Below are 21354 nucleotides of genomic sequence, written 5' to 3' on the forward strand. Positions count from 1 at the left end.
ACGCTGGGAGGGGAAGGGTACGGTGGCTGCATGACGAACATCTCCCTGAAGCTCGCGGAAACGATCAGCTCAAACGGCATCAAGTCGGTCTACGGCGAGCCCGTGGAGATCGACGGGACCACCATCGTCCCCGTCGCTGCCGTGCAGTACGGCTTCGGCGCCGGTTCCGCGGGGGAGGGCGAGGACGCCGACGCTCCTGGCGGCGCTGGAGGCGGAGGCGTGAGCATCCCGTTCGGCGCATACATCAACGACGAGACCGGTGTGCACTTCCGGCCGAACATCATCACGCTGCTCGCCGTCGCCATCCCGTTCGTGTGGGTGGCGGGTCACGCGTGGGCGCGCATCATCAGAGCCCTCAAGAAGTAGCGCGACCCGAGTGCGCCGAACCGCACTAGACTGAACGCGAACACGGGAGTCCGGTGAGCCGGGCTGAGAGGAAACTTCTCAAGTTTCGACCGTTGAACCTGATCTGGATCATGCCAGCGCAGGGAGACATTCTCGATCCCGTGCCTCTTTCCACGAACGAAAGGGCACGAACAGTGCACGCAACCATTTCTCCGAGCACCACCTCCGATCGCGGCACCCGCGTCCTCCGATGGCGGGTCGTCGACATCGTCGTCGCCAGTGTCGTCGCGGTCGCCGCCGGCGTCGTCTTCTGGGTGTGGGGTCAGGTGGACAACCCCATCTCCGGTCCGGTGAGCGCCGTGCTCCCCGGCTTCCAGGGCATCCTGAACGGCCCGTGGCTGTTCGCGGGCGTCCTCGGTGCGCTGATCGTGCGCAAGCCGGGCGCAGCGGTCTACACCGAGCTGGTGGCCGCGACCGTCTCCGCGCTGATCGGCACCCAGTGGGGCTTCGCCACGCTCATCTCCGGTCTCGTGCAGGGGCTCGGCGTCGAGATCGTCTTCGCCCTGTTCCTCTACGCCAACTGGCGTCTCCCCGTCGCGCTGCTGGCCGGCGCGGGGGCTGGCATCGCGGAGTCGATCCTCGATCTCCTCTACTGGTACCCGGGCTCCAAGCTCGGCTTCGTCGTGACGTACACGATCACCACCACCATCTCGGGCATCGTCGTCGCCGGTCTCCTCTCCTGGCTGCTGGTGCGCGCCATCGCCAAGACGGGCGCGCTCAGCCGGTTCGCGTCCGGACGCGAGGCGACAGGCAGGGTCTGATCATCGGACGCGCCATCGACGATGGGCGGCACGGACCGCCAGCCCCAGCCGCCGTTCGGGTCGACGATTGGGGCTGGCGCTACTCCGGCCGGAACGCCTGGGCCGTCCGCGGGCTGAGTCTGAGCATCCAGCCGGGTGAGCGCGTGCTGCTGCTGGGGGCCTCTGGCGCCGGCAAGAGCACGGTGCTCGCCGGGCTGGCCGGTGTGCTGGGCGGTGAGGACGACGGCGAGTCGACGGGCTCGCTGACCGTCGGCGGCCGACGACCGGTGGATGCACGCGGAGCGAGCGGCCTGCTGCTGCAGGATCCCGACTCGCAGGTGATCCTCGCGCGGGTCGGCGACGACGTCGCCTTCGCCTGCGAGAACCTCGGCGTGCCGCGCGAGCAGATCTGGCCCAGGGTGCTGGCGGCCCTCGAAGCGGTCAAGCTGCCGGTGTCTCTCGACCACCCGACCGCCCAGCTCTCCGGCGGCCAGAAGCAGCGGCTCGCGCTCGCGGGGCTGCTGGCGATGCGTCCCGGTCTGCTGCTGCTCGACGAGCCGACAGCGAACCTCGATCCGGACGGCGTGATCGAGGTGCGCGAGGCCGTCGGATCGGTGCTCGCCGCCACGGGCGCGACGCTGATCGTCGTGGAGCATCGCGTCTCGGTCTGGCGCGGGCTGGTCGACAGGGTGATCGTGCTGGCCGCCGACGGCGGCGTGCTCGCGGACGGACACCCGGATGCGGTGCTCGCCGACACCTCGAACGAACTGCGCCGAGCGGGTGTCTGGCTGCCGGACGAACCGGTGCCGGTCGCATCCGAGGTCGTCGAAGGCGCACCGCTCCTGACCGCGGAGGCACTGGCGTTCGGCCGTGGCCCGGGCATCGCCCGCCGTGCGAAGCGGGGGAGCAGGCGCGCCGCGCGCTCCGCTGCGCAGGACGCGACAGCCCTGCCGGACCGGGTGGATGCGCGCATCCACGGGGGCTCGGCGCTCGCGCTCGTCGGCCGCAACGGTGCAGGCAAGTCCACGCTGGCGCTCACGCTCGGCGGCCTGCTGCCGCCGCTCGGCGGCGTTCTCCGTGCCGAGTCCGCCCTCGCGGGCGAGGCAGGGCCGGAGCCGTCCGCGTGGCGCTCCCGTGACCTGCTCACGCGTGTCGGCAGTGTGTTCCAGAATCCGGAGCACCAGTTCGTCGCCTCGACGGTCCGCGACGAGCTCGCCATCGGGCTGCGCGCCATGCGCGAGCACGACGACGCGATCGCGGCACGAGTGGACGAGCTGCTCGACCGGCTGGCGCTCGCACCGTTCGCCGACGCGAACCCGTTCACCCTGTCCGGTGGCCAGAAGCGGCGCCTCTCGGTCGCGACGGCGCTGGCCACCCGGCCGACGCTGCTCGTGCTCGACGAACCGACCTTCGGGCAGGACGCCAACACCTGGGCGGGACTGGTCGAGATGATCGCGGAGCTGCGCGCGGACGGGCACGCCATCGTCGCCGCAACGCACGACGACGAGTTCGTGACCGCCATCGGCGCACGACGGCTGCTCCTCGGCGCGTCGTCGGAGGTGGCGGCATGAGCATCATCGCCCCCGTGCGGCACGGGCCGCTCGCCGCGCTCAACCCCGTCGCCAAACTCGGCGCCGCCCTGATCGTGACGGTGGTGCTGCTGTTGTCGATCGACATCGTCTCCGCCGCCGTCGCGCTCGGCATCGAACTGGTGCTGCTCTGCTTCTCGCGCATCCCGTGGCGGGTGCTCCTCGTGCGCACGGCGACGATCTGGATCGCCGCACCGCTCGCCGGAATCACGACGGTGCTCTACGGGCGCACCAGCGGCACCGTCTACGTCCAGTGGATGTTCGTGGAGATCAGCGACGGCTCCATCCAGCTCGCCGTCGCCACGACGCTGCGCATCCTGGCCATCGGGCTGCCGGCGGTGCTGCTGTTCATCACGATCGACCCGACCGACCTCGCGGACGGGCTCGCGCAGGTGCTGCGCCTGCCGGCGCGGTTCGTGCTCGGCGGTCTGGCCGGGCTGCGGCTGGTGGGCCTGTTCGCCGATGACTGGCGGGCGCTCACCCTCGCCAGGCGGGCCCGCGGGATCTCGGAGAGCGGGGCCATGCGCCGGATGCTCGGCCAGGCGTTCGCGCTTTTCGTGCTGTCCATCCGGCGCGGCACCAAACTCGCCACGGCGATGGAGGCCAGGGGCTTCGGGTCGTCCGGCGCGCGGACGTGGGCGCGGCCGAGCGTGTTCCGGGCGCGCGACTGGGTGACACTCGTGGCCGCGGCGGCGGTGGCCGCCACAGCGGCGGGCGCGGCCATCGCAGCGGGGACGTGGCATGTCTTCGGCGCGTGAGGCGGAGCTGCGGCTGCGCGAGGCCGTGCAGCGGGCGATCGAGGATGCGGCGGCACGCGAGGCGGCGCCCGTCGTGCTGATCGACGGGCCGAGCGGGGCGGGGAAGAGCTCGCTCGCCGACGTGCTCGTCGCCGACTGGCCGGCAGACGCGACCCCGCGGCTGGTGCGGATGGACGACCTCTACCCCGGCTGGGGCGGGCTGGATGCCGGCAGCGCCGCGGTCGGAAGGGACCTGCTGCTGCCGTTGCGCGCATCCGGAGCAGGACGCTGGCGGCAGTGGGACTGGGCGGCGGACGCTCCGGCCGACTGGCACACCGTCGACGGGCGCGCGCCCCTGATCGTCGAGGGATGCGGCACCTTGGCTCCGGCGAACGTCGCCCTGGCGGACCTCGCGCTCTGGCTCGACGCCGACGATACGCTCCGCAAGCAGCGCGCCCTTGCCCGCGACGGGCTTTCCTTCGCCACCCACTGGGACCAGTGGCAGCACGATTTCGAACGCTACCTGGAGCGCGAACGGCCGAGAGAGCGCGCGTCGCTGGTGCTCGACGTGACCGACTGGCCGCTCGACACAGCGCGACAGCGCGCGCTGAGGGCTAACGTTGGTACATGACCGCTGCAGAACAGACTGAGACCGAATACATCGTCGAGTACGTCGACGGCCCGCTGGCCGGCACGACAGAGCGGCGCCTCCTGATCGGTGGCACGGTCGACGAGCGGATCGGCGCTGTCGCGGCGATCGAGGGCCTCGAGTCGCTGTTCTGGTATGTGGCGGGCGCGGAGCGCACGGTCAACGGCGAGAAGTACGTGTCGTACTCCTTCGACGCTCCGGACAGCGACCCCGTCGAGACCGAGAAAGAGGAAGAGTCCCTCTAAGCGCACGCCACGGCGTCGCCTCGTGCGAGAGGTGCGGTGTCGCAGTGCCGCACCGCACGTTCGGCACGAGTCGTGCGGGCGCAGCGGCGCGGGCTAGGCCCAGCCGAGCTCGTGCAGGCGGTCGTCGTCGATGCCGTAGAAGTGCGCGATCTCGTGCACGAGCGTCACGTGGATCTCCTCACGCAGCTCGTCGATGCTCTCGCTGATGGAGAGCAGCGACTCGCGGTAGAGGATGATGCGGTCCGGCATCTCGCCGAAGCCGTAGCTGTCCCGCTCCGTGAGCGCCACACCGTCGTAGAGGCCGAGCAGGTCGAGGGAGCCGTCCTCCGGCCTGTCCTCCACCACGAACACCACGTTGTCGAGCCCGTCGACCATCTCGTCGGGCAGCTCGTCCAGTTCGTCGGTGACCAGTGCCTCGAACGCGTCGGCGTCCAGGTGGATGGGCACGGTCACCAGGCCTGTGTGGTCGCGGCGTGCAGGTCGAGCAGTTCGGCGGTGCGCTCGCTCGGGCCGCGGCCGAAGCCGCACTCGGTCGCGACGCCGAAGCGCGGCTGAACAGCGGTCGCAGCCGCGATCCTGCGCTCGGCGCCCTCGACACCGTCCTCGTGATGCAGCAGCCCCAGGTAGAGCTCCGTCTCCTCCGGCAGGTCGACCGCCGCGAGCGGCGCGAAGAACGCGGCGTCGTCGCGCTCGATCGGCACGGGCAGGTGGAACCAGGCGATCGGACGGGTCGCCCCGGCGAGCACGCCCGAGAGCACAGCTGCGAGGTGACCTGCGTCGGTCGGCTGCACGAAGTGCGCCTCCTCCACATCGCCGTAGCAGAGGTGATAGCCGACCTCGACGTCCGACGGCACAGCCGCCGCCTGACGCACGGCGCGCTCGATCACGCCGCCGAGCACATCGTCGAACCACGGCACGATGGCGTGGTGCGACCGGATGTTCGCAGACTCCAGCAGCGCGAACTCGACGGCCGTGTCCCACTGGATGGCGAGGCTGTCGTGCGGGATGCCGTCCACGATCCGCTGCAACTCGCCGAACAGGGCGCGCTCGTACGCCGGTTCGAACGCTGCGCGGTGCTCGGCGACGACGAACGCGCCGACGATGGCGGCGGGGGTGGGAAGCGACACCTGGAAACGGGTGCCATCCGCGATCTCCCCGGCCGCGCGCATCCTGTCGAACGTGGCGTACGACTCCAGGGCGGCGTCCGCGTAGCCGAGGCTCGGGAAGACGAGGTCGTCGGCGGTCACGCCATCGTCGATGACGAACGGGCGGCCGTCGAAGACACCACGGATGTAGAAGGGTTCGACCGGGATGCGGGAGAGCCCCGCCATCGAATCGAAGCGCTTGGTCTGGAACTGGATCCAGTAGAACCGTTCGCCGACCTCGCCATCCGGGATGCGGTGCATCCGGTCGCCGAGGTGGGTGCTGACAGAGCGGAAGACGCTCTCCGCGTCCGGCAGGTTGACGCTGCCGACGAGGTGGGCTCCCTGAATCGCTTGGGTGTTCACCCGCGCGAGTCTACCGGGAGCCCGCCTCGCAGCCGATCAGTACCAGTTGACGGACTGGGAGTGCGACCACGCGCTGCACGGCGTTCCGTACGAACGGGAGATGTAGTCGAGTCCCCAGGCGATCTGGGTGGCCGCGTTGGTCTGCCAGTCCGTGCCGGCAGAGGCCATCTTGCTGCCGGGGAGCGCCTGCGGGATGCCCGTGGCGCCGCTGCCGGCGTTGTACGCCTGGTAATTCCAGCCGGACTCCTTCTGCCACAGGTTGCTGAGGCAACTGAACTGGTCGTCGCCCCAACCGTGCTGGGCGAGCTGGGAGCGCGCGACGGACTTTGCTCCGTCTGGCGTGTTCGCGTTGGCGAGCGCTGCTGCCGCGGCCGCCGCTGCCTGACGGTCGGCCTCTGCGGCTGCCGCTGCGAGGGCATCGGAGGCCGCCTTCGTGTTGTCGATGGTGCTGCGCAGTTTGGAGTCGTCGAGCTTCTGGTAGCTGTCCAGTCCGGCGATGGCGGTCTTCGCGGCGGTCGGGTCCGCCTTGGCGGCGTAGGCGGCGACGGTGCGGCTGGCGCCGACGATCGTGGTCTTCGCCTCGTCTTCGAGACGGTTTCGCACGATGCTCTCGTAGACGCCGAGCTGTTCGTGGTGCATCCCCGTGGACTCGGAGAGTTCGCGGGTCTGCTTCTCGCTCTGCTGCTGAGCGATGGTCGGGGCGAAGAGCGACGCCGTCATGAGAGCGGCGGTCACCCCGGTGACGATGTGGGTGAGCGAGATCGAGGATTTCTTGAGGGTGAAGAGCATCTGGTTCCTGTGTTCGGGCTTCCCCGCCTGCACCCGGGCGCGCATGGCGCGGGGATGCACGGACCGCGATCTGGGAAGGTCACGGCCCCGGGCGGGCTGACGACCGCGCGAGCACGTGCGTGATCCAGCGGTGACCCGGAGGTCCGATGGCGTGCGGCGTGCAGCGCGGGTGTGCCGCACGAAACGAAGGCGGGCATCCGAAACGATGGGGGTGGATGCGCAGCGGGCGCGCGGCACGACGGCGTACAGTGCCGTCGACCCGACTACGTTAGGTGGTCAGTCTGGACGGTTGAGGCGTAGAGCCTGGCAAAGTCGTGTGTGCGGGGGCGCCGGTCGGCGCCCGGCAGGTCGTCGGTCGGCGCGTCGCGGGTCCGTCGCCGGTCCGTCGCCGGTCAGTGGCCGGAGGGCGGCTCTGAGACTGTGCCGGCTGCCGCCTCCGCCGCTGCGCGGTGTGCCAGCTCGGCCGCCTCGTCCGCCGCGTCCATGCGCTTGTCGGTGACCCAGAACATCCCGAGCAGCAGGCAGACGACGACGACCCCCATCGTGAGGAACACTGCGGGGAGGCCGAAGAACTGCGCGATCACGCCTCCGAGGGCAGCCCCGAGCGGCATGGTGCCCCAGGCGACCAGGCGGTACGCGCTGTTCAGTCTGCCGAGCAGGCGGTGCGGGGTGATGCGCTGGCGGAGCGAGACGGTGATGACGTTCCAGATCGACACGGTGATACCGCCGAGGAAGAACGCGACGCCGATGATGACGGGGTTCGTCGTGAACGCCGGGGTCGCGACCGTGAGCACGCTGCCGAGGATGGTGAGCGCCAGCGCCGTTGCGCGGCCGAGCCACCGCTCCGCACCCTCCGCCGCGAACGAGCCGAGCACGCTGCCGAGCGCGGAAGCGGTGAGCAGGAGGCCGTAGCCGGGATCGGTGAGCTTCATGGCCGAGTTCGGGCCGACGGCGTAGAGCACCAGCACGGTGAAGGTGGCGCTCGACGCGAGGTTGAACACGCCGACCATGATCGCCAGGATGCGCAGGATCGTGTTGCCCCAGAGGAACCGCAGCCCTTCTGCGATGTCGGCTCGGATGGTCGTGGACCCGGTGTGGCCGGTGCTGAACCGGCCGCGCACGAGGAGGAGCATCCCGATGGCGAGCACCCAGAGCAGGACGGGCGCGCCGAAAGCGACCGCGATGCCGGAGGCGACGAGGAAGCCGCCGAGGGGTGGCCCGACGAACTGGTTGGTGGTGAGTTCCGCCGCGTAGAGGCGGCCGTTGGCGCGGGAGAGCGCATCCCTGCTGACGAGCTGGGGGAGGATCGACTGCGACGAGGTGTCGTAGATCGTCTCGGCGACGCCGACGCACAGCGCGATGGCGTAGAGCATCCAGATGGACCCCGCCCCGAGGATGGCGATGACGACGAGCACGGAGAGCAACAGGGCGCGGGCGGTGTTCGCCCACAGCATCAGACGGCGGCGGTCGAACCGGTCGGCCAGTGCGCCGGCCGTGAGCGCGAACAGCAGCCACGGCAGGGTGAAGGCGAAGCCGAGTCCGGCGATGAGCGCCGGCGACTCCGTGTAGCGGATCGCGACGAGCGGGAGGGCGACCTTCATGACGCCGTCGGCCAGGTTGGAGAGCGCGGACGACGTCCACAGCTTCCAGTACGGAGCGCCGAGCCGGATGGTCATGAATGTACGATTGCACATCGATTGAGAAAACTCAATCGATGTGAGAAAGCTTGATTCGGCGGTAGGCTGTGCGGATGAGTGAGAGCGAGAGCGCACCTGGCGTGCACCCCGTCGACGCCAAGCGCCGCCCGGCGACCGCCAAGGAGGCGAAGGCGTTCGCGCATCCCCTGCGTGTGCGGATGGTGCGCCTCTGCGGTCAGTACGAGCTCACGAACAAGCAGCTCGCCGACCGTCTGGGGGTCGACCCCGGCACCGCCCACTACCACGTGCGCCAGTTGGTGGATGCGGGCTTCCTCGAGCCGGCGCCGGTGCGAACGGGGGAGAGCGGAGCGCTGGAGAAGCCGTATCGCTCCACCGGCCGGAGTTGGTGGCTGTCGGATGCGCTCGACGCGTCGGACACCAGCGAAGGCTTCGCGCCCGTGGAGGCGTTCCAGCAGGAGCTCGCCGAGGCCGGCCCGTCGTCGATCGCGACGTACGCGCGATTCTCGCTGCACCTCTCCCCGGAGGACATCGCCGAGCTGGATCGCCGCATCGTCGCCGTGATCGACGACTACGTCGAGACCGACGACGAGCGACGCGACCAGCCGGTGCACGGCGGCATGTTCCTCCTGCACCGCTCCGCCGACTAGCGCCCCGCCCCTGCCCCCGCCCCCCCTGCCCACCCCATCGAGTGGTCCCGAATTGCCGCATGGCTGCAAGCGTCACGGCAATTCGGGACCACTCATTGTGGGTGGCTGGGGTGGCTGGGTGGGTGTGCGCTTGGGCTGGTGGGTCGCGTCAGCTCCAGTGTGACGGCGCCGGGGGTGCGACCACCGGAGGCCGGTCGTCGCAGGTGATCGTGTTCGGCAGCTCCCACGGTGCCAGCCACGGCCCTGTGGTGCCGCCGCCGTCGTTGCCGCCCAGATCGGCGATCGAGAACTCCGACCCTGCCGGCGTGAAGTTGAACGAGCCGCAGTTGTTCACGCCGACCGCGCCGACGTTCCGCGCATCCACGTTCTGGAAGGAGGCGCTGCCTGCGCTGCGAGCGCTCAGCACCGAGGTTCCCGTGCCGTCGACCCGGATGTCCCGGAAGTGCACGTTTGTTATCGAGAACTGGTCTTTGACGGGGAAGTCGGTGACCAGCATGATCGCGTTGTACGTGTTGTCCAGGAAGCTGTCGCCGACGACCTGGATGTCCGCGTCGATGTTGCGTTCGAGCGCGTAGAACCAGATGGCGCCGAGCCCGATGTTCCAGTTCAGCTCGTACGTGCCGGCGCGCACCGTGGTGTTGTCCGTGATCCAGAGGTGTCCGGTGAACGGTTCGGCTCCGAAACGCGAGCCGACCTGGATCGCGCTTCCCTCGCGCAGCGGGTCGGCGACGAGGTTGTTGGAGACGGTGTTGTCCGCGCCGCCGTAGATCGCGATCCCGTTGGCGAGCGTCGGGGTCTGGACGGTGTTGTGGTCGAACGTGTTGCCGCTGTCCGCCGTCTTCTCCGACCACATGGCCAGGCCGTCGTCCCCGGTGTTGCGGATGAGGGTGTTGCGCACGATGGATGCGGTCACCCCGGTGTGGAAGTTGATCCCGTCGGCGATCTGGTCGGCGATCACGGAGTTCGTGATGCTGAGGTTGTGCATCGGCCCGTCGAGCCAGATGCCGACCTTGGTGTGGTGCAGGTAGAGCCCGTCGATGGTCGAGTCGCTGAGCGCACCGCCGATGGCGTTCACCTGGTCGATGTCGATCCGTTCGCGCACGTCGCCCTGCACCGTGAACCCGGACAGGTGCACGTTCGTCGAGCCTCCGGCGGACGCATCCTTGCCGTAGAAGCCGACGCCGGTGTGGGTGGAGCCGTCCGGTGCAGGGGTGGCCAGGGCGACCTCGTGGCCGGTGATGATCGTGTACCAGCTTCCTGCGCCCTCGATGGTGACGTCGTCCACGATGATGTGCCTGTTCACCTGGTAGGTCCCCGGCGGCACGTACACCTTCAGGTGCGCCTTCTTCGCGAAGGCGATCGCCTTGTCGAACGCGGACGCGGAGTCGCGGCGGCCGAACGGGTCGGCTCCGAACGCGAGCACGTTCGCGGCGATGAGCCGGATGTGCGGGGCGGCGACGAGTTGCGAGTCCAGCAGGTCGATCGTGGTGGTCGCCGCCGGAGTCCCTGCAGGAGCGGTGAGCCGGATGCGGTCGCCCGCCTTGTACGTGCGCCCGAGGAGCAGGCGCTGCTCGTCGTAGAAGTGCATCGGCCGGAACGGCTTCTGGATGACCGGGGCCGGCGTCGTCGCGCTCGGCACACAGCCGCACTCGGTGATCCACCAGTCCGGATGCAGGAGGTCGGCGTTCGGGTCGTTGGTGAACGAGTACTGGTTGTAGAGCCAGGAGTATTGCGAGGTGAGCGTCATCGTCTGCTTCGCGCCGCCGTTGACGGTGACGGCGAGCGGCGCGGTGATGCCACCGCCTGTGGGGGAGTCGGGGATGCTGTACCGCACCGTGATCGCGTTGGTCGCGGCCGGGAGAGTGAACTCCACGAACTGGCCAGGTGCGAGCGACACCGCGGAGCGGCCGGACGCCTCGGCAGGCAGAGTGTACGCCGAGCGGTCTGGGCCGATGACCGTTCCGGTGGTGGATGCGTTCTCCGCCTCCTGCTCGGTGATGCCGAGGTCGGCGCCCCTGCCGGCGCTGAGCGCCGGGGAGAGCGCGGCGCGTGTGACGGGGGTCGGTGCGCCGGGTGCGCCGGGCGCGCCGTGCGCGCCTGCGGCCGCTGCCGGCGCAGTGAAGCCGACGAGGGAGGCGGCGACCGCGATGGCTGCTGTCGCCGCGAGTGCAGTGAAGGCTGGGCGCATCCCGCGCGCTCGATGGGCGCGGGATGTGGTGGAGGTGCTGGTCATCGTCGACGGTCCTCTCGTTGGATTTGCCCGACGATACGACCTCGCCGCCCGCCGTCACAAGAGAAACATGAGAATTGTCTGAGAAAAGTCGAGAACTTGCAGCAAGAGCGCAAACGACCGCAAATCTTGCGTCGTGCGAGGCGAAAACACGAAACCTCCGCGCTGAGGCGGAGGTTTCGTGTTTACTGCGTGGGGTGAGTAACGGGGCTTGAACCCGCGACCTCCTGGACCACAACCAGGCGCTCTACCAACTGAGCTATACCCACCATGTTTCTGTTAGCCGATGTTCGGGACTCGGTCCCGAACAAAGCAACTCGACGATTCTATTACATCTGAGCCGCCCATTTTTCCACTACGCCCGCCGACACGCTCTGAACGTGCTCCGTGGTGGGTCCAGGCTCGTCCACGAACGCGGCACGGCGGTAGTAATCGAGCTCCCGGATGGATTCGAGAATGTCGGCGAGAGCGCGGTGTCCGCCGTGCTTCTCGGGCGCGTTGAAGTAGATGCGCGGGTACCAGCGGCGGGAGAGCTCCTTGATGGAGGAGACGTCGACGCTGCGGTAGTGCAGGTGGTTGTCGAGGCGCGGCATGAACTTCGCGATGAACATCCGGTCGGTGCCGATGGTGTTCCCGGCAAGCGGAGCGGTGCGCGCGGTCGGTGCGAACTTGAGCACGTATTCCAGAACTTCGTACTCCGCCTCGGCGAGGCTCTTGCCTCCGGGGATCTCTTCCAGCAGGCCAGAGGTGGTGTGCATGTCGCGCACGAAATCGTTCATGTGCTCGAGCGCGGACGAGTCCGGCTTGATCACGATGCTGAGGCCGGGGTCGAGCACGTTCAGTTCGAAATCGGTGATGACCACCGCGATCTCGACGAGTTCGTCGACCTCGAGGTCGAGTCCGGTCATTTCGCAGTCGATCCAGACCAGACGATCCGAGGAATTTGCCATGCTAGAAAGTCTAGTGCTGGCCTCCGACGGGCTGCGGCACCGGCCGTTTCGCCGGCATCCCGTCTCCGGCGGAGATGCGTCGCATCCGTCTGGCCGCCCAGGGGATGGCGTACACGCGCAGCCAGGTGCGCAGCGGGATCTCCTCCGGTGGCGGCGCCGGATGCTCGGTCGCGGTGGTCGCCGCGATCTCCGCGTACGGAACGCCGAGCGTGTGCGCGGCGTGCGCGGCGAGCAGGCGGTGGCCGCGCGCGCTGAGGTGCACGCGGTCGCTCGCCCACATGCTGTTGTCCTGGAAGTCGCGGACGCCCCAGACGTCGAGCACGATCGCCTGGTGGTCGCGGGCGATGCTCCAGATGTTGGCGTTGAAGACGGCGGCGCGTCCGCGGAAGGGCTTGAGGAAGAACGCGAACTGCGGGTCGAACAGGTTCGCGAGCAGCACGGTCGCCCCCGCTGCCCGAAGCGATCTGATGCCGGTGTCGAGGCGGGAGGCAAGTGCATCCGGGTCTGCGGCGGGGCTCATCAGGTCGTTTCCGCCGACCATCACCGAGACGAGATCGGGGCCGAGGCGCAGCGCTTCCGGCACCTGGTCGTCGACCACGTCGGCGATGCGACGGCCGCGCACGGCGAGGTTGGCGAACTCGAACGGGTGGCCGGCGAGGCGGGCGTCGCCGTCGAGGATGGCGGCGAGGCGATCGGCCCAGCCGATCCACCCGCCGGCAGGCACGATGCCGTGCGGTGGCGGGGCGTCGCAGAGGCCCTCGGTGATCGAGTCCCCGAGGGCGACGTACCGGGTGAAAGCGGTTCGGCTCACACCCCAGATTCTGCCGACCGCGCGTTGCCGATGCGCAGCGACAGCGGGGGATGCGCCCGATGGTCTCCTGATGTTCCCCGGACGTACACTGAGATCGTGGATTCGACATCGCCCGTTGGCCGTCCCGTCATCGACGAGAAGGCCGTGCGGCTCACCCTGTACACCTCGGCGTTCTGCGAACCGTGCATGCAGACCCGCGCTGTGCTCGCCGAGGCGGCGAGGCTCGTACCGCTGGTGACCGTGACGGAGCTGGACGTCGCCCGCAACATCCAGAGCGCGGAGGCCGACCGCATCCGGGTCACGCCGACCGTGATCGTGAGCACGCCTGCCGGGGATGAGGTCTTCCGCGCCGAGGGCGTCCCCACGCTGCAGCAGGTGCTGGTGGCGGCCGCCAAGGCGGTGTGACGGCGTGACGCCCAGCGGCGTGATCGGCATCGCCCTCGCGCCCTTCGCCCCCCTCGCGCCCTGCGCGCCCGCCGCCTGCCCGCCCGCCGCCTGCGCGCCCGCGCGCATCCTGAGCTGCCCGCCCGCGCGCATCCATCGGCCCCAGGCTTTCTCGCCTTAAACGGCCCATTTGCGGTGAATAACCCTGTGCTCGATGGCCGCGGCGGTGCGGAGACGCAGTGGTGCCCCCGGCAGGAATCGAACCTGCGACCAAGAGATTAGAAGGCTCCTGCTCTATCCGCTGAGCTACGGGGGCGTGGTTTCCACGATACCGTAGCCGCCTGGTTCAGAGCGTCGCGCCGCTCTTGCCCGCCCTGTTCACGATGGCGATGGTGGGGCGGCGTCCGCGGAGGCCGAAGCGGAGTCGCAGGCTCGCGCTCCTGGCGATCAGCAGTGCGATCACGATGGCAGCGATCGTGGGGACGATGCCCGAGATCATCATGGCCGTGTGCGGCCCGACCGACTCGACAACCCAGCCCATGAACGGTCCGCCCAGTGCCTGACCGCCGAGCAGCACCAGGATGTACAGCGAGATGACCCTGCCGCGGATCTGCACGTTCGACGACATCTGCACGAGCGAGTTCGCTGCGGTGATGAACAGCAGGTTCCCGACGCCGATGCCGATCAGCAGCACCCCGAACGCGATCTCCGACGGCGCGAAGCCGGCGAGCGCCTGCACGATGCCGAGCGCAGCCGCCGTGCCGACCACCATGCTGAGCCGCACACTGGTGCGACGCGTGGATGCGAGCGCCCCCGCGAGCGCACCGGCGGCGACGAGCGCGTTGAACATCCCGTAGCCCTGTGCCCCGACGTCGAAGACGTTGTTGGCGTATGCGGCGAGGAACACCGGCATGTTGAACGCGAACACGGCGAGGATCGCGACCATGACGACGGTCCAGAAGATCACCGGCTTGCGGCGCACGTACCGGATTCCCTCTGCGAGCTGTCCCTTGGCGCGCGGCACTGACGGGGAGTGGTGGAGCTGAGCACGATTGAGCGAGAGGAGCGCCCCGACGACGGCGAGGCACGCCACGGCGTTGATCACGAACGACCAGCCGCCGCCGACAGCGGTGATGAGGATGCCGCCGACCGCGGGGCCGATGAGGCCGCCGAGCTGGAAGATCGACGAGTTGAGGCTGATCGCGTTGCGCAGGTACATCGGCCCGACCAGTTCGTTCACGAAGACCTGGCGGGTGGGGTTGTCGACCACCGTCACGAGGCCGAGCAGGAACGAGATGAGGTAGACGTGCCACACCTGGGTCACCCCGGTGAGGGTGAGGGCCGCGAGCACTCCCGCGAGGAGGGCGGCGCAGGACTGGGTGACCACGAGGATCTTCTGCTTGTTGTACCTGTCGGCGATGACCCCGCCGTGCAGGCCGAGCACGAGCATCGGCATGAACTGCATGAACACGGTGATGCCGACCGCCGCGACGCTGCCGGAGAGCTGCAGCACCAGCCAGTCCATCGCGATGCGCTGCATCCACACCGCCGTGTTGGCGACCAGGTTGCTCGCGGCGAATTTGCGGTAGTTGGGGACCCTCAGCGAGACGAACGTCTCCCGCCACGGCGGGCGGGTGCTGAGGACGGGCATAGGGCCGGTGGGTGGGGCTGCTGCGGTGGAGTTGGCCACGTGTATTCCTGCGTATCGAGTTTCGTATGAGGTTTCTGCACCTTCGACGTTACGCAATCTGAGCTATTCTTGCTGCGAATTGAAGCTATAACTCCTATTGGATAAACGAATGGATGCGTGATGTTCGACCCCGTGCTCCTCCGCACCTTCCTCGCTGTGGCCGACACGCACAGCTTCACGAAGGCGGCCGCGAGGATCGGCATCAGCCAGCCCACCGTCAGTCAGCACGTGCGCCGCCTGGAGACCGCGGCCAAGCGGCAGCTCGTCGCGCGCGACACCCGCGATGTGCGCCTCACCGACAACGGGGATGCGATGGCCGGGTTCGCGCGCACCATCCTCGCCGCCCACGCCGAAGCCGACCGCTACTTCAGCGGCTCTGCGATGCGCGGGCGGCTGCGGTTCGGGGCGGCGGACGACCTCGCGATCACGACGCTCCCGCGCATCCTGCGCCATTTCCGGCAGCAGCACCCGCAGATCAACCTGGAGCTCACCGTCGACCAGTCCGGCCCTCTGCACAGGCGGCTGCAGGCGGGTCACCTCGACCTCATCTTCATCAAGCAGAACCCCGGCACGACCGAGGGAACGGTCGTCGCGACGGACGAGCTGGTCTGGATGGGGCAGGAGAAGACCGTTCTCGAACCGGAGCAGCCCGTGCCGCTGATCGCGTATCAGGGGCCGAGCATCAGCCGTCAGATCACCATCGACGCGCTGGAGGCGGCGGGTCGCACCTGGCGCATCACCTGCAACACGCGCGAGGTCAACGGGGTGCTGGCGGCGGTGCGGGCCGGCATCGGCGTGGCGGTGTTCCCGCGGTCGCTCATCCCGACCGACCTCATCAAGGTCACCAACCGGTTCGCGCTGCCCGACCTCGGCCACGTCGACTTCACGCTGCTCTCCAACCCCGCCGCCGCCCGCGAGCCCGTCGACGCCCTCACCACCGCCATCCTCGCGCGCGCCGTCACGCGCATCCCCTAGCCCCTCCGACGCAATCGAGCCCAGGGTTTTTCACCGCAAACGGGCGTCTTGCGGTGAAAAACCCTGGGCTCGATTGCGTCGGGCGCGGGTCAGCCGACGATCGGGATGCGGTCGGGGTCGGCCGGGCGGATGCCGCCGTCCGCGGAGCGCTTGCGCAGCGCGAGGGCGATGATCGGGAAGGCGAGCACCGACAGCATTCCCGCGCCGACGAGCGCGGTGGCCGTGCCCTTCTGCAGGTCGCCCTCTTCGAGGCCGATGTTGGTGACGGCGACGATGATCGGCAGACCCGTGGCGCTGAACAGCGTCAGAGCGCTGCGGTCGGCGAACGTCGATCCCGTTGGCGCGGCGATGGAGCCGGGCAGGCCGCGCACGATCAGCATCAACAGGAGGAAGATCGGCAGCAGGAGCAGCGCGTGCGGGTCGGTCACGAGCGCACGCAGGTCGAAGCCGATGCCCGTGTTGATGAAGAACACCGGCACCACGACGCCGAAGGCCACGGCCTCCAGCTTCCCCTCCACGAGTTTCGCGTCCTCCTTCTTCGCCCCGGAGAGCAGGATGCGGCAGATCACTCCGGCGGCGAACGCGCCGAGCAGCATGTCGAGGCCGAGGGCGAGGCTCAGCCCCACGAGGGCGGCGATCACCATCACGATGAAGCGCACCGCGAACTGCCCGCTGGTGTGCAGCGTCGCCCGAACCAGGCCGTGGAAACGCTCGTGCCCTCCGCGGGAGGCGAACCACACCGCGGCCCCCGCGATCACCGCGAAACCGATCAGCACCAGCGCGGCGGCGAGCGGCTTGCGTCCGCTCAGGAACAGCGAGATCGCCAGCAGCGGCCCGAACTCGCCGACGGCGCCGACCGCCGTCACGGCGCGGCCGAACGGTGTCCGCAGCTCCCCGGCGTCCCGCAGCACCGGCATCAGGGTCCCGAGCGCGGTCGAGGTGAGCGCGATCCCGACGAACACCCCCGCCGAGACGGTCGGCGACAGCACGATGCCGAGCACGACGCCGACGACGAGGGAGATCAGCCAGCCGAGGGATGCGCGTTTCAGCGGCCGCCCCTTGATCGACCCGAAGTCGATCTCGTTCCCCGCCATGAAGAACAGGAAGGCGAGGCCGAAGTTGGCGAACGAGTCCAGCGCGTCCGATTTCGGCACCCAGCCGAGCACCGCCGGGCCGATGAGAAGTCCGAGGACGATCTCGAACACGACGAGCGGGATCTTCGCGACCCTGCCCACCGCCGTCGCCAGCAACGACGCGAGCACGGCGAGGACCGGAACGAGGACGATGCTTGCGACGGCAGGCTCCATGCGGCGATGCTACTCGCGGCGCACCCTCGGCGGTCGTTCACACGGCGGAAACGCACCGGGGATATGGTGATGACCATGCGTGAACTCCAGGCCAGAATCATCGAAGAACTGAACGTGAGCCCCACCATCGACCCCGCCGCAGAGGTGGAGAAGCGGGTCGGGTTCCTGGTCGAATACCTGACGACGACCGGCGCATCCGGTTTCGTCCTCGGCATTTCGGGTGGACAGGACTCGTCGCTCGCCGGGCGGCTGAGCCAGCTCGCAGTGGAGCGGCTGGCCGAGCGTGGCGTCGACGCCGAGTTCATCGCCGTCCGCCTCCCATACGCCGTGCAGCACGACGAGGACGACGCGCAGCTCGCCCTCTCGTTCATCAAGCCGCAGCGCACGGTGACGTTCAACATCCAGCGCGGCGTCGACGGCATCGAGGACGAGTACCTGGATGCGATCGGCGACGATATGTCCGACTTCAACAAAGGCAACGTCAAGGCGCGTGCGCGGATGGTCGCTCAGTACGCGATCGCGGGGCAGCGCAAGCTGCTGGTGGTGGGCACCGACCACGCGGCAGAGGCTGTCACCGGCTTCTTCACCAAATACGGCGACGGCGGCACGGACGTCCTCCCGCTCTCCGGCCTCAGCAAGCGACAGGGCAGAGCCCTCCTCGAACACCTGGATGCGCCCGCCCGCCTCTACACGAAGGCCCCGACCGCCGACCTCCTCGACCACAACCCCGGCCAGACCGACGAGGACAACCTCGGTCTGAGCTACGCCGACATCGACGCCTTCCTGGAGGGCGAGGACGTGCCGGACGACGTCGCGTCAGCGATCGAGGCCCGCTACCTCGCGACGGAGCACAAGCGGCGTGTGCCCGCCAGCATGTTCGACGAGTGGTGGCACCGGCGCGGCGACTACTCGCGCTGAGGCGTGCTGCCGCGGTCGGCGCCACGGCCCAAATACGAGTGGTCCCGAATTGCCGTGCACGCACTGCGCACACGGCAATTCGGGACCACTCGTCGTATGGCCGGCCCGGGATCAGACCGGCTGGTTGAGCTTCGAGGTCGGGGCGGTGTCGGAGCCGACCGCGTCGTACGCCGGGACGGGCGTGGTCGCGGCGGCGGGTGCATCCACTGTGCCCGCGGACTGCCCGGGGGAGAACTGCTCGTGGTGCTGCTGGGCGACCCACGCGTCCTGCTGCGCGATCAGCGTGCGGTCGGTGTCGGTGTTCTCGAACCGCCAGCGCTCCAGGTCGCCCTGGAAGATCTTGCGGGCGCGGCGCGGCTTGTTCTGCCACTCGATGAGGCGGTCGCGGAACTCCGCGATGGCCGGGTCGAGCTGGTAGCCGAAGGTGGCCGACGCGCGCTTCATCTCGGCGAGCTGGTGCCCGGCCCAGTTCGCGGCGATGCCGGAACCCTTGATCGGGAGCAGCCGCACCATGATGTCGGCCTGGCCGACGGCACGGTCGGAGAGCACCTGCTCGCCCGGCGTGAGCGAGTTCCAGACGGATGCCTCGGTCGCAGCGTCGACGAGCGCCGCGATGGCGGACGCCTTCTGCTGGCGGTCGGTACGGGAGAGCAGGCCTTTGACCGCGCTGCGCGCGATCCAGGCGCCCAGCAGCCCGGCAATGATCACGGCGACGGCGAGGACCGCCGCGTTGAAGACCACCGGCTGCGCGTCGGACGAAGTGAGCCAAGCCACGAAATCATTCCACCACTGCATGTCGTGATGTTAACCTCGACGGACTCTCATCTCCGGCACGCCGCACCGGGTGTCGCGGACTCGTGACGAACGCCGCGACCGTCTCCTCCGCCTAGCGGTCTTCGAGGTGTTCCGTTCCGTGCACCGCGAACGGCTCGATCCGCTCGATCTCCTCCGCGCTGAGGGCGGGCGCTTCGAGCGCCGCGACGTTCTGCTCGAGCTGTCCGATACTGGATGCGCCGATCAGCGCACTCGTGACGCCCGGCTGCCGCAGCACCCAGCTCAGGGCGAGCTGCGCGAGCGACTGGCCGCGCGACGCCGCGATGTCGTTGAGCGCCCTGGCGCGTTCGAGGTAGACGGGGCTGAGCTGCTTCTCCGACAGGAAGTGGCTGGTCGCCGCGCGGGAACCGGCGGGCACGGTGCCGTCTAGGTAGCGGTCGGTGAGCATCCCCTGGGCGAGCGGGGAGAAGACGATGCTGCCGGCGCCGACCTGTTCGAGCACAGGGAACAGGCCGTCCTCGATGTGCCTGTCGAACATCGAGTACCGCGGCTGGTGGATGAGGAGCGGCACGCCGTGGGCGGCGAGGGCGTCTGCCGCCGCGCGCGTCTGCTCCGGCGAGTAGTTGGAGATGCCGGCGTAGAGCGCCTTGCCCTGCTTCACGGCGGTGGCGAGCGCGCCCATCGTCTCTTCGATCGGGGTCTCAGGGTCCGGCCGGTGGGAGTAGAAGATGTCCACGTAGTCGAGGCCGAGACGGCCGAGACTTTGGTCGAGTGACGACAGCATGGACTTGCGGGAGCCCCATTCTCCGTACGGGCCGTTCCACATGAAGTACCCGGCCTTGGTGGAGACGACGATCTCGTCGCGGTACGGCGCCAGGTCTTCGCGCAGGATGCGCCCGAAGTTGGTCTCGGCCGACCCGGCAGGCGGCCCGTAGTTGTTGGCGAGGTCGAAGTGGGTGATGCCGAGGTCGAACGCGCGCCGGACGATCGCGCGCTGCGTCTCGATCGCCCGCTCGTCGCCGAAGTTGTGCCAGAGCCCGAGGGACAGGGCGGGGAGTTTCAGTCCGCTGCGTCCGCTGCGGTTGTACGTCATCGTCTCGTAGCGGTTCTCCGCTGCTCCATAAGCCATGTCTTCATCGTAGGAGAACGACGGGTGCCGCCCGCTCCTCCCTGCACAGGCAATGGCGCGCACGACTTCTCCACAGATTCCGTACGGCCGGGTCGGCGGGGTTCCTCCTCACCCAGACTCGAACCACCAACCGAGCCAGCCACGTCCGTCAGGAGAAGCATGAACGACACGATCACGGTGAGCGGCGTTGTCGCGACCGACCCCCGCCACCTCGTCACCAACGAGGGCCTCTCCGTCACGAGCTTCCGCCTCATCACGTCGAGCAACGCCGACCAGGTGGATGCACGTGCCGACCCCCGCACGAGCTCCAACTGGTACACGGTCACCGCCTACCGCCAGCTCGCCTCCAATGTCGCCGGGTGCGTGAGCCGCGGCGATCCGATCCTGGTGTCCGGCCGTCTGCGAGTGCGCGAATGGTCGGAGGACGACGCCGAGCCCGGCTGCATCGGCGTGTGCGCGGAGATCGAGGCGGATGCGCTCGGCCACGACCTCGGCTGGGGGAGCGCGGCGTTCGTGCGCACGGTCGACGTTTCCTCAGCCGCGGCTGCCTAGAATGAGAGATAACGATTTGAGCGCTGCCGTCAGGCAGCGGCCCGCCAGGGCCGACAGTCCAGCGACGGAGAGCGATGCCCCACCTGACCAGTCCCCACTCGGCCGGTCCTCACGACATCCGGCGCGTCGGCACGCCCAGGCGGCTCCTCGTCGCGGCGGCGGGCGCGCTGGTCGTCGCCGGAGCCCTCGCCGGGTGCGTCGGCGGCACGCCGTCCCCAGCCACGACCGCGGCGACAGCGTCGCCGACCCCGACCTCCAGCGCAACCCCTCCCGCCGAGCCTGCCCTCGTTCCGGGTGGCACCGCTGAGCAGAACCTGCCGTTCTTCGACAAGGTCAACAGGGCCACCCTCGCGGCCAACCCCTCGGCGAAGGGACGCGACTTCATCGACGCCCTCGTCGCAGCCGGGTTCGACAAGTCGACGATGCAGCTCACGGTCGACACCACCACGATCGGCCTCGCCGCCAACTCCATCCAGTTCTCGATCAAGCTCGGCGACACCTGCCTGATCGGCCAGAACGGCGCGGACGCCGGCGGCTACAACAGCATGACCACCCCGGTGCTCGGCAACGGCGGCTGCCTGATCGGCCAGACCCGCGCGATCGACTGGTAGCGGCGAGCGACGCTCCCGCGCTCGCCAGCGCCTGCCCTCACCCTCTTCATCCTCCG

The 21354-nt window shown here is 69.1% G+C and carries 23 protein-coding genes, 2 tRNA genes and 1 riboswitch; of the genes, 12 read left to right on the top strand and 13 right to left on the bottom strand.

Annotated elements, in window-relative coordinates:
* Positions 1-30: 30 nt before the first annotated feature.
* From ACYVGI_RS05730 to ACYVGI_RS05755, 6 genes are all read left to right on the top strand, one after another.
* Entirely contained in the window at positions 31-366 is a 336-nt protein-coding gene (locus tag ACYVGI_RS05730) for a GerW family sporulation protein (protein ID WP_085368522.1), read from the top strand.
* Positions 367-407: 41 nt separating this feature from the next.
* Positions 408-508: riboswitch (TPP riboswitch) on the top strand.
* Positions 509-539: 31 nt separating this feature from the next.
* The gene (locus ACYVGI_RS05735) at positions 540-1166 is read left to right on the top strand and encodes an ECF transporter S component (protein WP_460631696.1); all 627 of its coding nucleotides are present in this window, start codon (positions 540-542) and stop codon (positions 1164-1166) included.
* 14 nt (positions 1167-1180) lie between these two features.
* The gene (locus ACYVGI_RS05740) at positions 1181-2716 is read left to right on the top strand and encodes an ABC transporter ATP-binding protein (RefSeq protein ID WP_460632409.1); all 1536 of its coding nucleotides are present in this window, start codon (positions 1181-1183) and stop codon (positions 2714-2716) included.
* Positions 2713-3492, top strand: a complete 780-nt coding sequence (locus tag ACYVGI_RS05745) for an energy-coupling factor transporter transmembrane component T family protein (RefSeq protein WP_460631697.1) — start codon at positions 2713-2715, stop codon at positions 3490-3492. Before ACYVGI_RS05740 ends, ACYVGI_RS05745 begins: the two co-directional genes overlap by 4 nt.
* Positions 3476-4102, top strand: coding sequence for a nucleoside/nucleotide kinase family protein (locus ACYVGI_RS05750; protein WP_460631698.1), 627 nt, complete (start codon positions 3476-3478; stop codon positions 4100-4102). Before ACYVGI_RS05745 ends, ACYVGI_RS05750 begins: the two co-directional genes overlap by 17 nt.
* A complete protein-coding gene (locus tag ACYVGI_RS05755) occupies positions 4099-4365 on the top strand; it encodes a hypothetical protein (protein WP_460631699.1) in 267 nt (88 codons plus the stop codon). Before ACYVGI_RS05750 ends, ACYVGI_RS05755 begins: the two co-directional genes overlap by 4 nt.
* A 93-nt stretch (positions 4366-4458) precedes the next feature.
* Here the strand turns inward: ACYVGI_RS05755 and ACYVGI_RS05760 are convergent, their stop codons facing one another.
* The 4 genes from ACYVGI_RS05760 to ACYVGI_RS05775 form a co-directional block, all read right to left on the bottom strand.
* Positions 4459-4818 (bottom strand): metallopeptidase family protein, encoded by a 360-nt coding sequence (locus tag ACYVGI_RS05760; protein WP_460631700.1) that lies wholly within the window; start codon positions 4816-4818, stop codon positions 4459-4461.
* Positions 4815-5873, bottom strand: a complete 1059-nt coding sequence (locus ACYVGI_RS05765; RefSeq protein ID WP_460631701.1) for a hypothetical protein — start codon at positions 5871-5873, stop codon at positions 4815-4817. The genes ACYVGI_RS05760 and ACYVGI_RS05765 overlap by 4 nt, the downstream gene beginning before the upstream one ends.
* A 36-nt stretch (positions 5874-5909) precedes the next feature.
* The gene (locus ACYVGI_RS05770) at positions 5910-6707 is read right to left on the bottom strand and encodes an aggregation-promoting factor C-terminal-like domain-containing protein (protein WP_460631702.1); all 798 of its coding nucleotides are present in this window, start codon (positions 6705-6707) and stop codon (positions 5910-5912) included.
* 347 nt (positions 6708-7054) lie between these two features.
* Entirely contained in the window at positions 7055-8338 is a 1284-nt protein-coding gene (locus ACYVGI_RS05775) for an MFS transporter (protein WP_460631703.1), read from the bottom strand.
* Positions 8339-8412: 74 nt separating this feature from the next.
* Here ACYVGI_RS05775 and ACYVGI_RS05780 point away from each other — a divergent pair, with 74 nt between their 5' ends.
* Entirely contained in the window at positions 8413-8967 is a 555-nt protein-coding gene (locus tag ACYVGI_RS05780; protein ID WP_460631704.1) for an ArsR/SmtB family transcription factor, read from the top strand.
* A gap of 148 nt (positions 8968-9115) precedes the next feature.
* On the opposite strand, the gene ACYVGI_RS05785 is transcribed toward ACYVGI_RS05780, so the two are convergent.
* From ACYVGI_RS05785 to ACYVGI_RS05800, 4 genes are all read right to left on the bottom strand, one after another.
* Complete coding sequence (locus tag ACYVGI_RS05785) at positions 9116-11200, bottom strand: glycosyl hydrolase family 28-related protein (protein WP_460631705.1); 2085 nt, start codon at positions 11198-11200, stop codon at positions 9116-9118.
* A 190-nt stretch (positions 11201-11390) separates the two neighbouring features.
* Positions 11391-11466: transfer RNA gene (locus ACYVGI_RS05790), tRNA-His, on the bottom strand.
* Positions 11467-11526: 60 nt separating this feature from the next.
* Positions 11527-12147 carry an oligoribonuclease gene (gene orn, locus ACYVGI_RS05795; RefSeq protein ID WP_460631706.1) on the bottom strand — a complete coding sequence of 207 codons (621 nt, stop codon included), beginning with the start codon at positions 12145-12147 and terminating at the stop codon, positions 11527-11529.
* A 10-nt stretch (positions 12148-12157) separates the two neighbouring features.
* Positions 12158-12958: an SGNH/GDSL hydrolase family protein gene (locus tag ACYVGI_RS05800; protein ID WP_460631707.1), complete on the bottom strand. Its 801-nt coding sequence runs from the start codon at positions 12956-12958 to the stop codon at positions 12158-12160.
* A 96-nt stretch (positions 12959-13054) separates the two neighbouring features.
* Between ACYVGI_RS05800 and ACYVGI_RS05805 the strand changes: the two genes are divergently transcribed.
* Positions 13055-13363, top strand: coding sequence for a thioredoxin domain-containing protein (locus tag ACYVGI_RS05805; RefSeq protein WP_460631708.1), 309 nt, complete (start codon positions 13055-13057; stop codon positions 13361-13363).
* A 219-nt stretch (positions 13364-13582) separates the two neighbouring features.
* On the opposite strand, the gene ACYVGI_RS05810 is transcribed toward ACYVGI_RS05805, so the two are convergent.
* Positions 13583-13658, bottom strand: a tRNA-Arg gene (locus ACYVGI_RS05810).
* A gap of 30 nt (positions 13659-13688) precedes the next feature.
* The gene (locus ACYVGI_RS05815; RefSeq protein ID WP_460632410.1) at positions 13689-14993 is read right to left on the bottom strand and encodes an MFS transporter; all 1305 of its coding nucleotides are present in this window, start codon (positions 14991-14993) and stop codon (positions 13689-13691) included.
* A 159-nt stretch (positions 14994-15152) separates the two neighbouring features.
* Between ACYVGI_RS05815 and ACYVGI_RS05820 the strand changes: the two genes are divergently transcribed.
* Entirely contained in the window at positions 15153-16007 is an 855-nt protein-coding gene (locus tag ACYVGI_RS05820; RefSeq protein ID WP_460631709.1) for a LysR substrate-binding domain-containing protein, read from the top strand.
* A gap of 89 nt (positions 16008-16096) precedes the next feature.
* On the opposite strand, the gene ACYVGI_RS05825 is transcribed toward ACYVGI_RS05820, so the two are convergent.
* Positions 16097-17314, bottom strand: coding sequence for a cation:proton antiporter (locus ACYVGI_RS05825; protein WP_460631710.1), 1218 nt, complete (start codon positions 17312-17314; stop codon positions 16097-16099).
* 75 nt (positions 17315-17389) lie between these two features.
* On the opposite strand from ACYVGI_RS05825, the gene nadE reads away from it, so the two are divergent.
* Complete coding sequence (nadE, locus tag ACYVGI_RS05830) at positions 17390-18232, top strand: ammonia-dependent NAD(+) synthetase (RefSeq protein ID WP_460632411.1); 843 nt, start codon at positions 17390-17392, stop codon at positions 18230-18232.
* A 111-nt stretch (positions 18233-18343) separates the two neighbouring features.
* On the opposite strand, the gene ACYVGI_RS05835 is transcribed toward nadE, so the two are convergent.
* Together ACYVGI_RS05835 and ACYVGI_RS05840 are read right to left on the bottom strand one after the other, a co-directional pair.
* On the bottom strand, positions 18344-19006 hold the full coding sequence (locus tag ACYVGI_RS05835; RefSeq protein WP_460631711.1) for a hypothetical protein: 663 nt from the start codon (positions 19004-19006) through the stop codon (positions 18344-18346).
* 112 nt (positions 19007-19118) lie between these two features.
* A complete protein-coding gene (locus tag ACYVGI_RS05840; RefSeq protein WP_460631712.1) occupies positions 19119-20135 on the bottom strand; it encodes an aldo/keto reductase in 1017 nt (338 codons plus the stop codon).
* Positions 20136-20294: 159 nt separating this feature from the next.
* Here ACYVGI_RS05840 and ACYVGI_RS05845 point away from each other — a divergent pair, with 159 nt between their 5' ends.
* Positions 20295-20687, top strand: a complete 393-nt coding sequence (locus tag ACYVGI_RS05845) for a single-stranded DNA-binding protein (RefSeq protein ID WP_460631713.1) — start codon at positions 20295-20297, stop codon at positions 20685-20687.
* Between the two features lie 74 nt (positions 20688-20761).
* Positions 20762-21298 (top strand): DUF6993 domain-containing protein, encoded by a 537-nt coding sequence (locus ACYVGI_RS05850; protein WP_460631714.1) that lies wholly within the window; start codon positions 20762-20764, stop codon positions 21296-21298.
* Positions 21299-21354 lie beyond the last annotated feature (56 nt).

The organism is Leifsonia lichenia (genome assembly GCF_054780215.1).

Bases quoted from the DNA above. Each gene is read 5' to 3' on its own strand.
- ACYVGI_RS05840 (WP_460631712.1), bottom strand. From the start codon at position 20,135: ATGGCTTATGGAGCAGCGGAGAACCGCTACGAGACGATGACGTACAAC.
- ACYVGI_RS05750 (WP_460631698.1), top strand. From the start codon at position 3,476: ATGTCTTCGGCGCGTGAGGCGGAGCTGCGGCTGCGCGAGGCCGTGCAG.
- ACYVGI_RS05745 (WP_460631697.1), top strand. From the start codon at position 2,713: ATGAGCATCATCGCCCCCGTGCGGCACGGGCCGCTCGCCGCGCTCAAC.
- ACYVGI_RS05770 (WP_460631702.1), bottom strand. From the start codon at position 6,707: ATGCGCGCCCGGGTGCAGGCGGGGAAGCCCGAACACAGGAACCAGATG.
- ACYVGI_RS05825 (WP_460631710.1), bottom strand. From the start codon at position 17,314: ATGGAGCCTGCCGTCGCAAGCATCGTCCTCGTTCCGGTCCTCGCCGTG.
- ACYVGI_RS05785 (WP_460631705.1), bottom strand. From the start codon at position 11,200: ATGACCAGCACCTCCACCACATCCCGCGCCCATCGAGCGCGCGGGATG.
- ACYVGI_RS05780 (WP_460631704.1), top strand. From the start codon at position 8,413: ATGAGTGAGAGCGAGAGCGCACCTGGCGTGCACCCCGTCGACGCCAAG.
- nadE (WP_460632411.1), top strand. From the start codon at position 17,390: ATGCGTGAACTCCAGGCCAGAATCATCGAAGAACTGAACGTGAGCCCC.
- orn (WP_460631706.1), bottom strand. From the start codon at position 12,147: ATGGCAAATTCCTCGGATCGTCTGGTCTGGATCGACTGCGAAATGACC.
- ACYVGI_RS05850 (WP_460631714.1), top strand. From the start codon at position 20,762: ATGCCCCACCTGACCAGTCCCCACTCGGCCGGTCCTCACGACATCCGG.
- ACYVGI_RS05815 (WP_460632410.1), bottom strand. From the start codon at position 14,993: ATGCCCGTCCTCAGCACCCGCCCGCCGTGGCGGGAGACGTTCGTCTCG.
- ACYVGI_RS05755 (WP_460631699.1), top strand. From the start codon at position 4,099: ATGACCGCTGCAGAACAGACTGAGACCGAATACATCGTCGAGTACGTC.
- ACYVGI_RS05730 (WP_085368522.1), top strand. From the start codon at position 31: ATGACGAACATCTCCCTGAAGCTCGCGGAAACGATCAGCTCAAACGGC.
- ACYVGI_RS05775 (WP_460631703.1), bottom strand. From the start codon at position 8,338: ATGACCATCCGGCTCGGCGCTCCGTACTGGAAGCTGTGGACGTCGTCC.
- ACYVGI_RS05845 (WP_460631713.1), top strand. From the start codon at position 20,295: ATGAACGACACGATCACGGTGAGCGGCGTTGTCGCGACCGACCCCCGC.
- ACYVGI_RS05820 (WP_460631709.1), top strand. From the start codon at position 15,153: ATGTTCGACCCCGTGCTCCTCCGCACCTTCCTCGCTGTGGCCGACACG.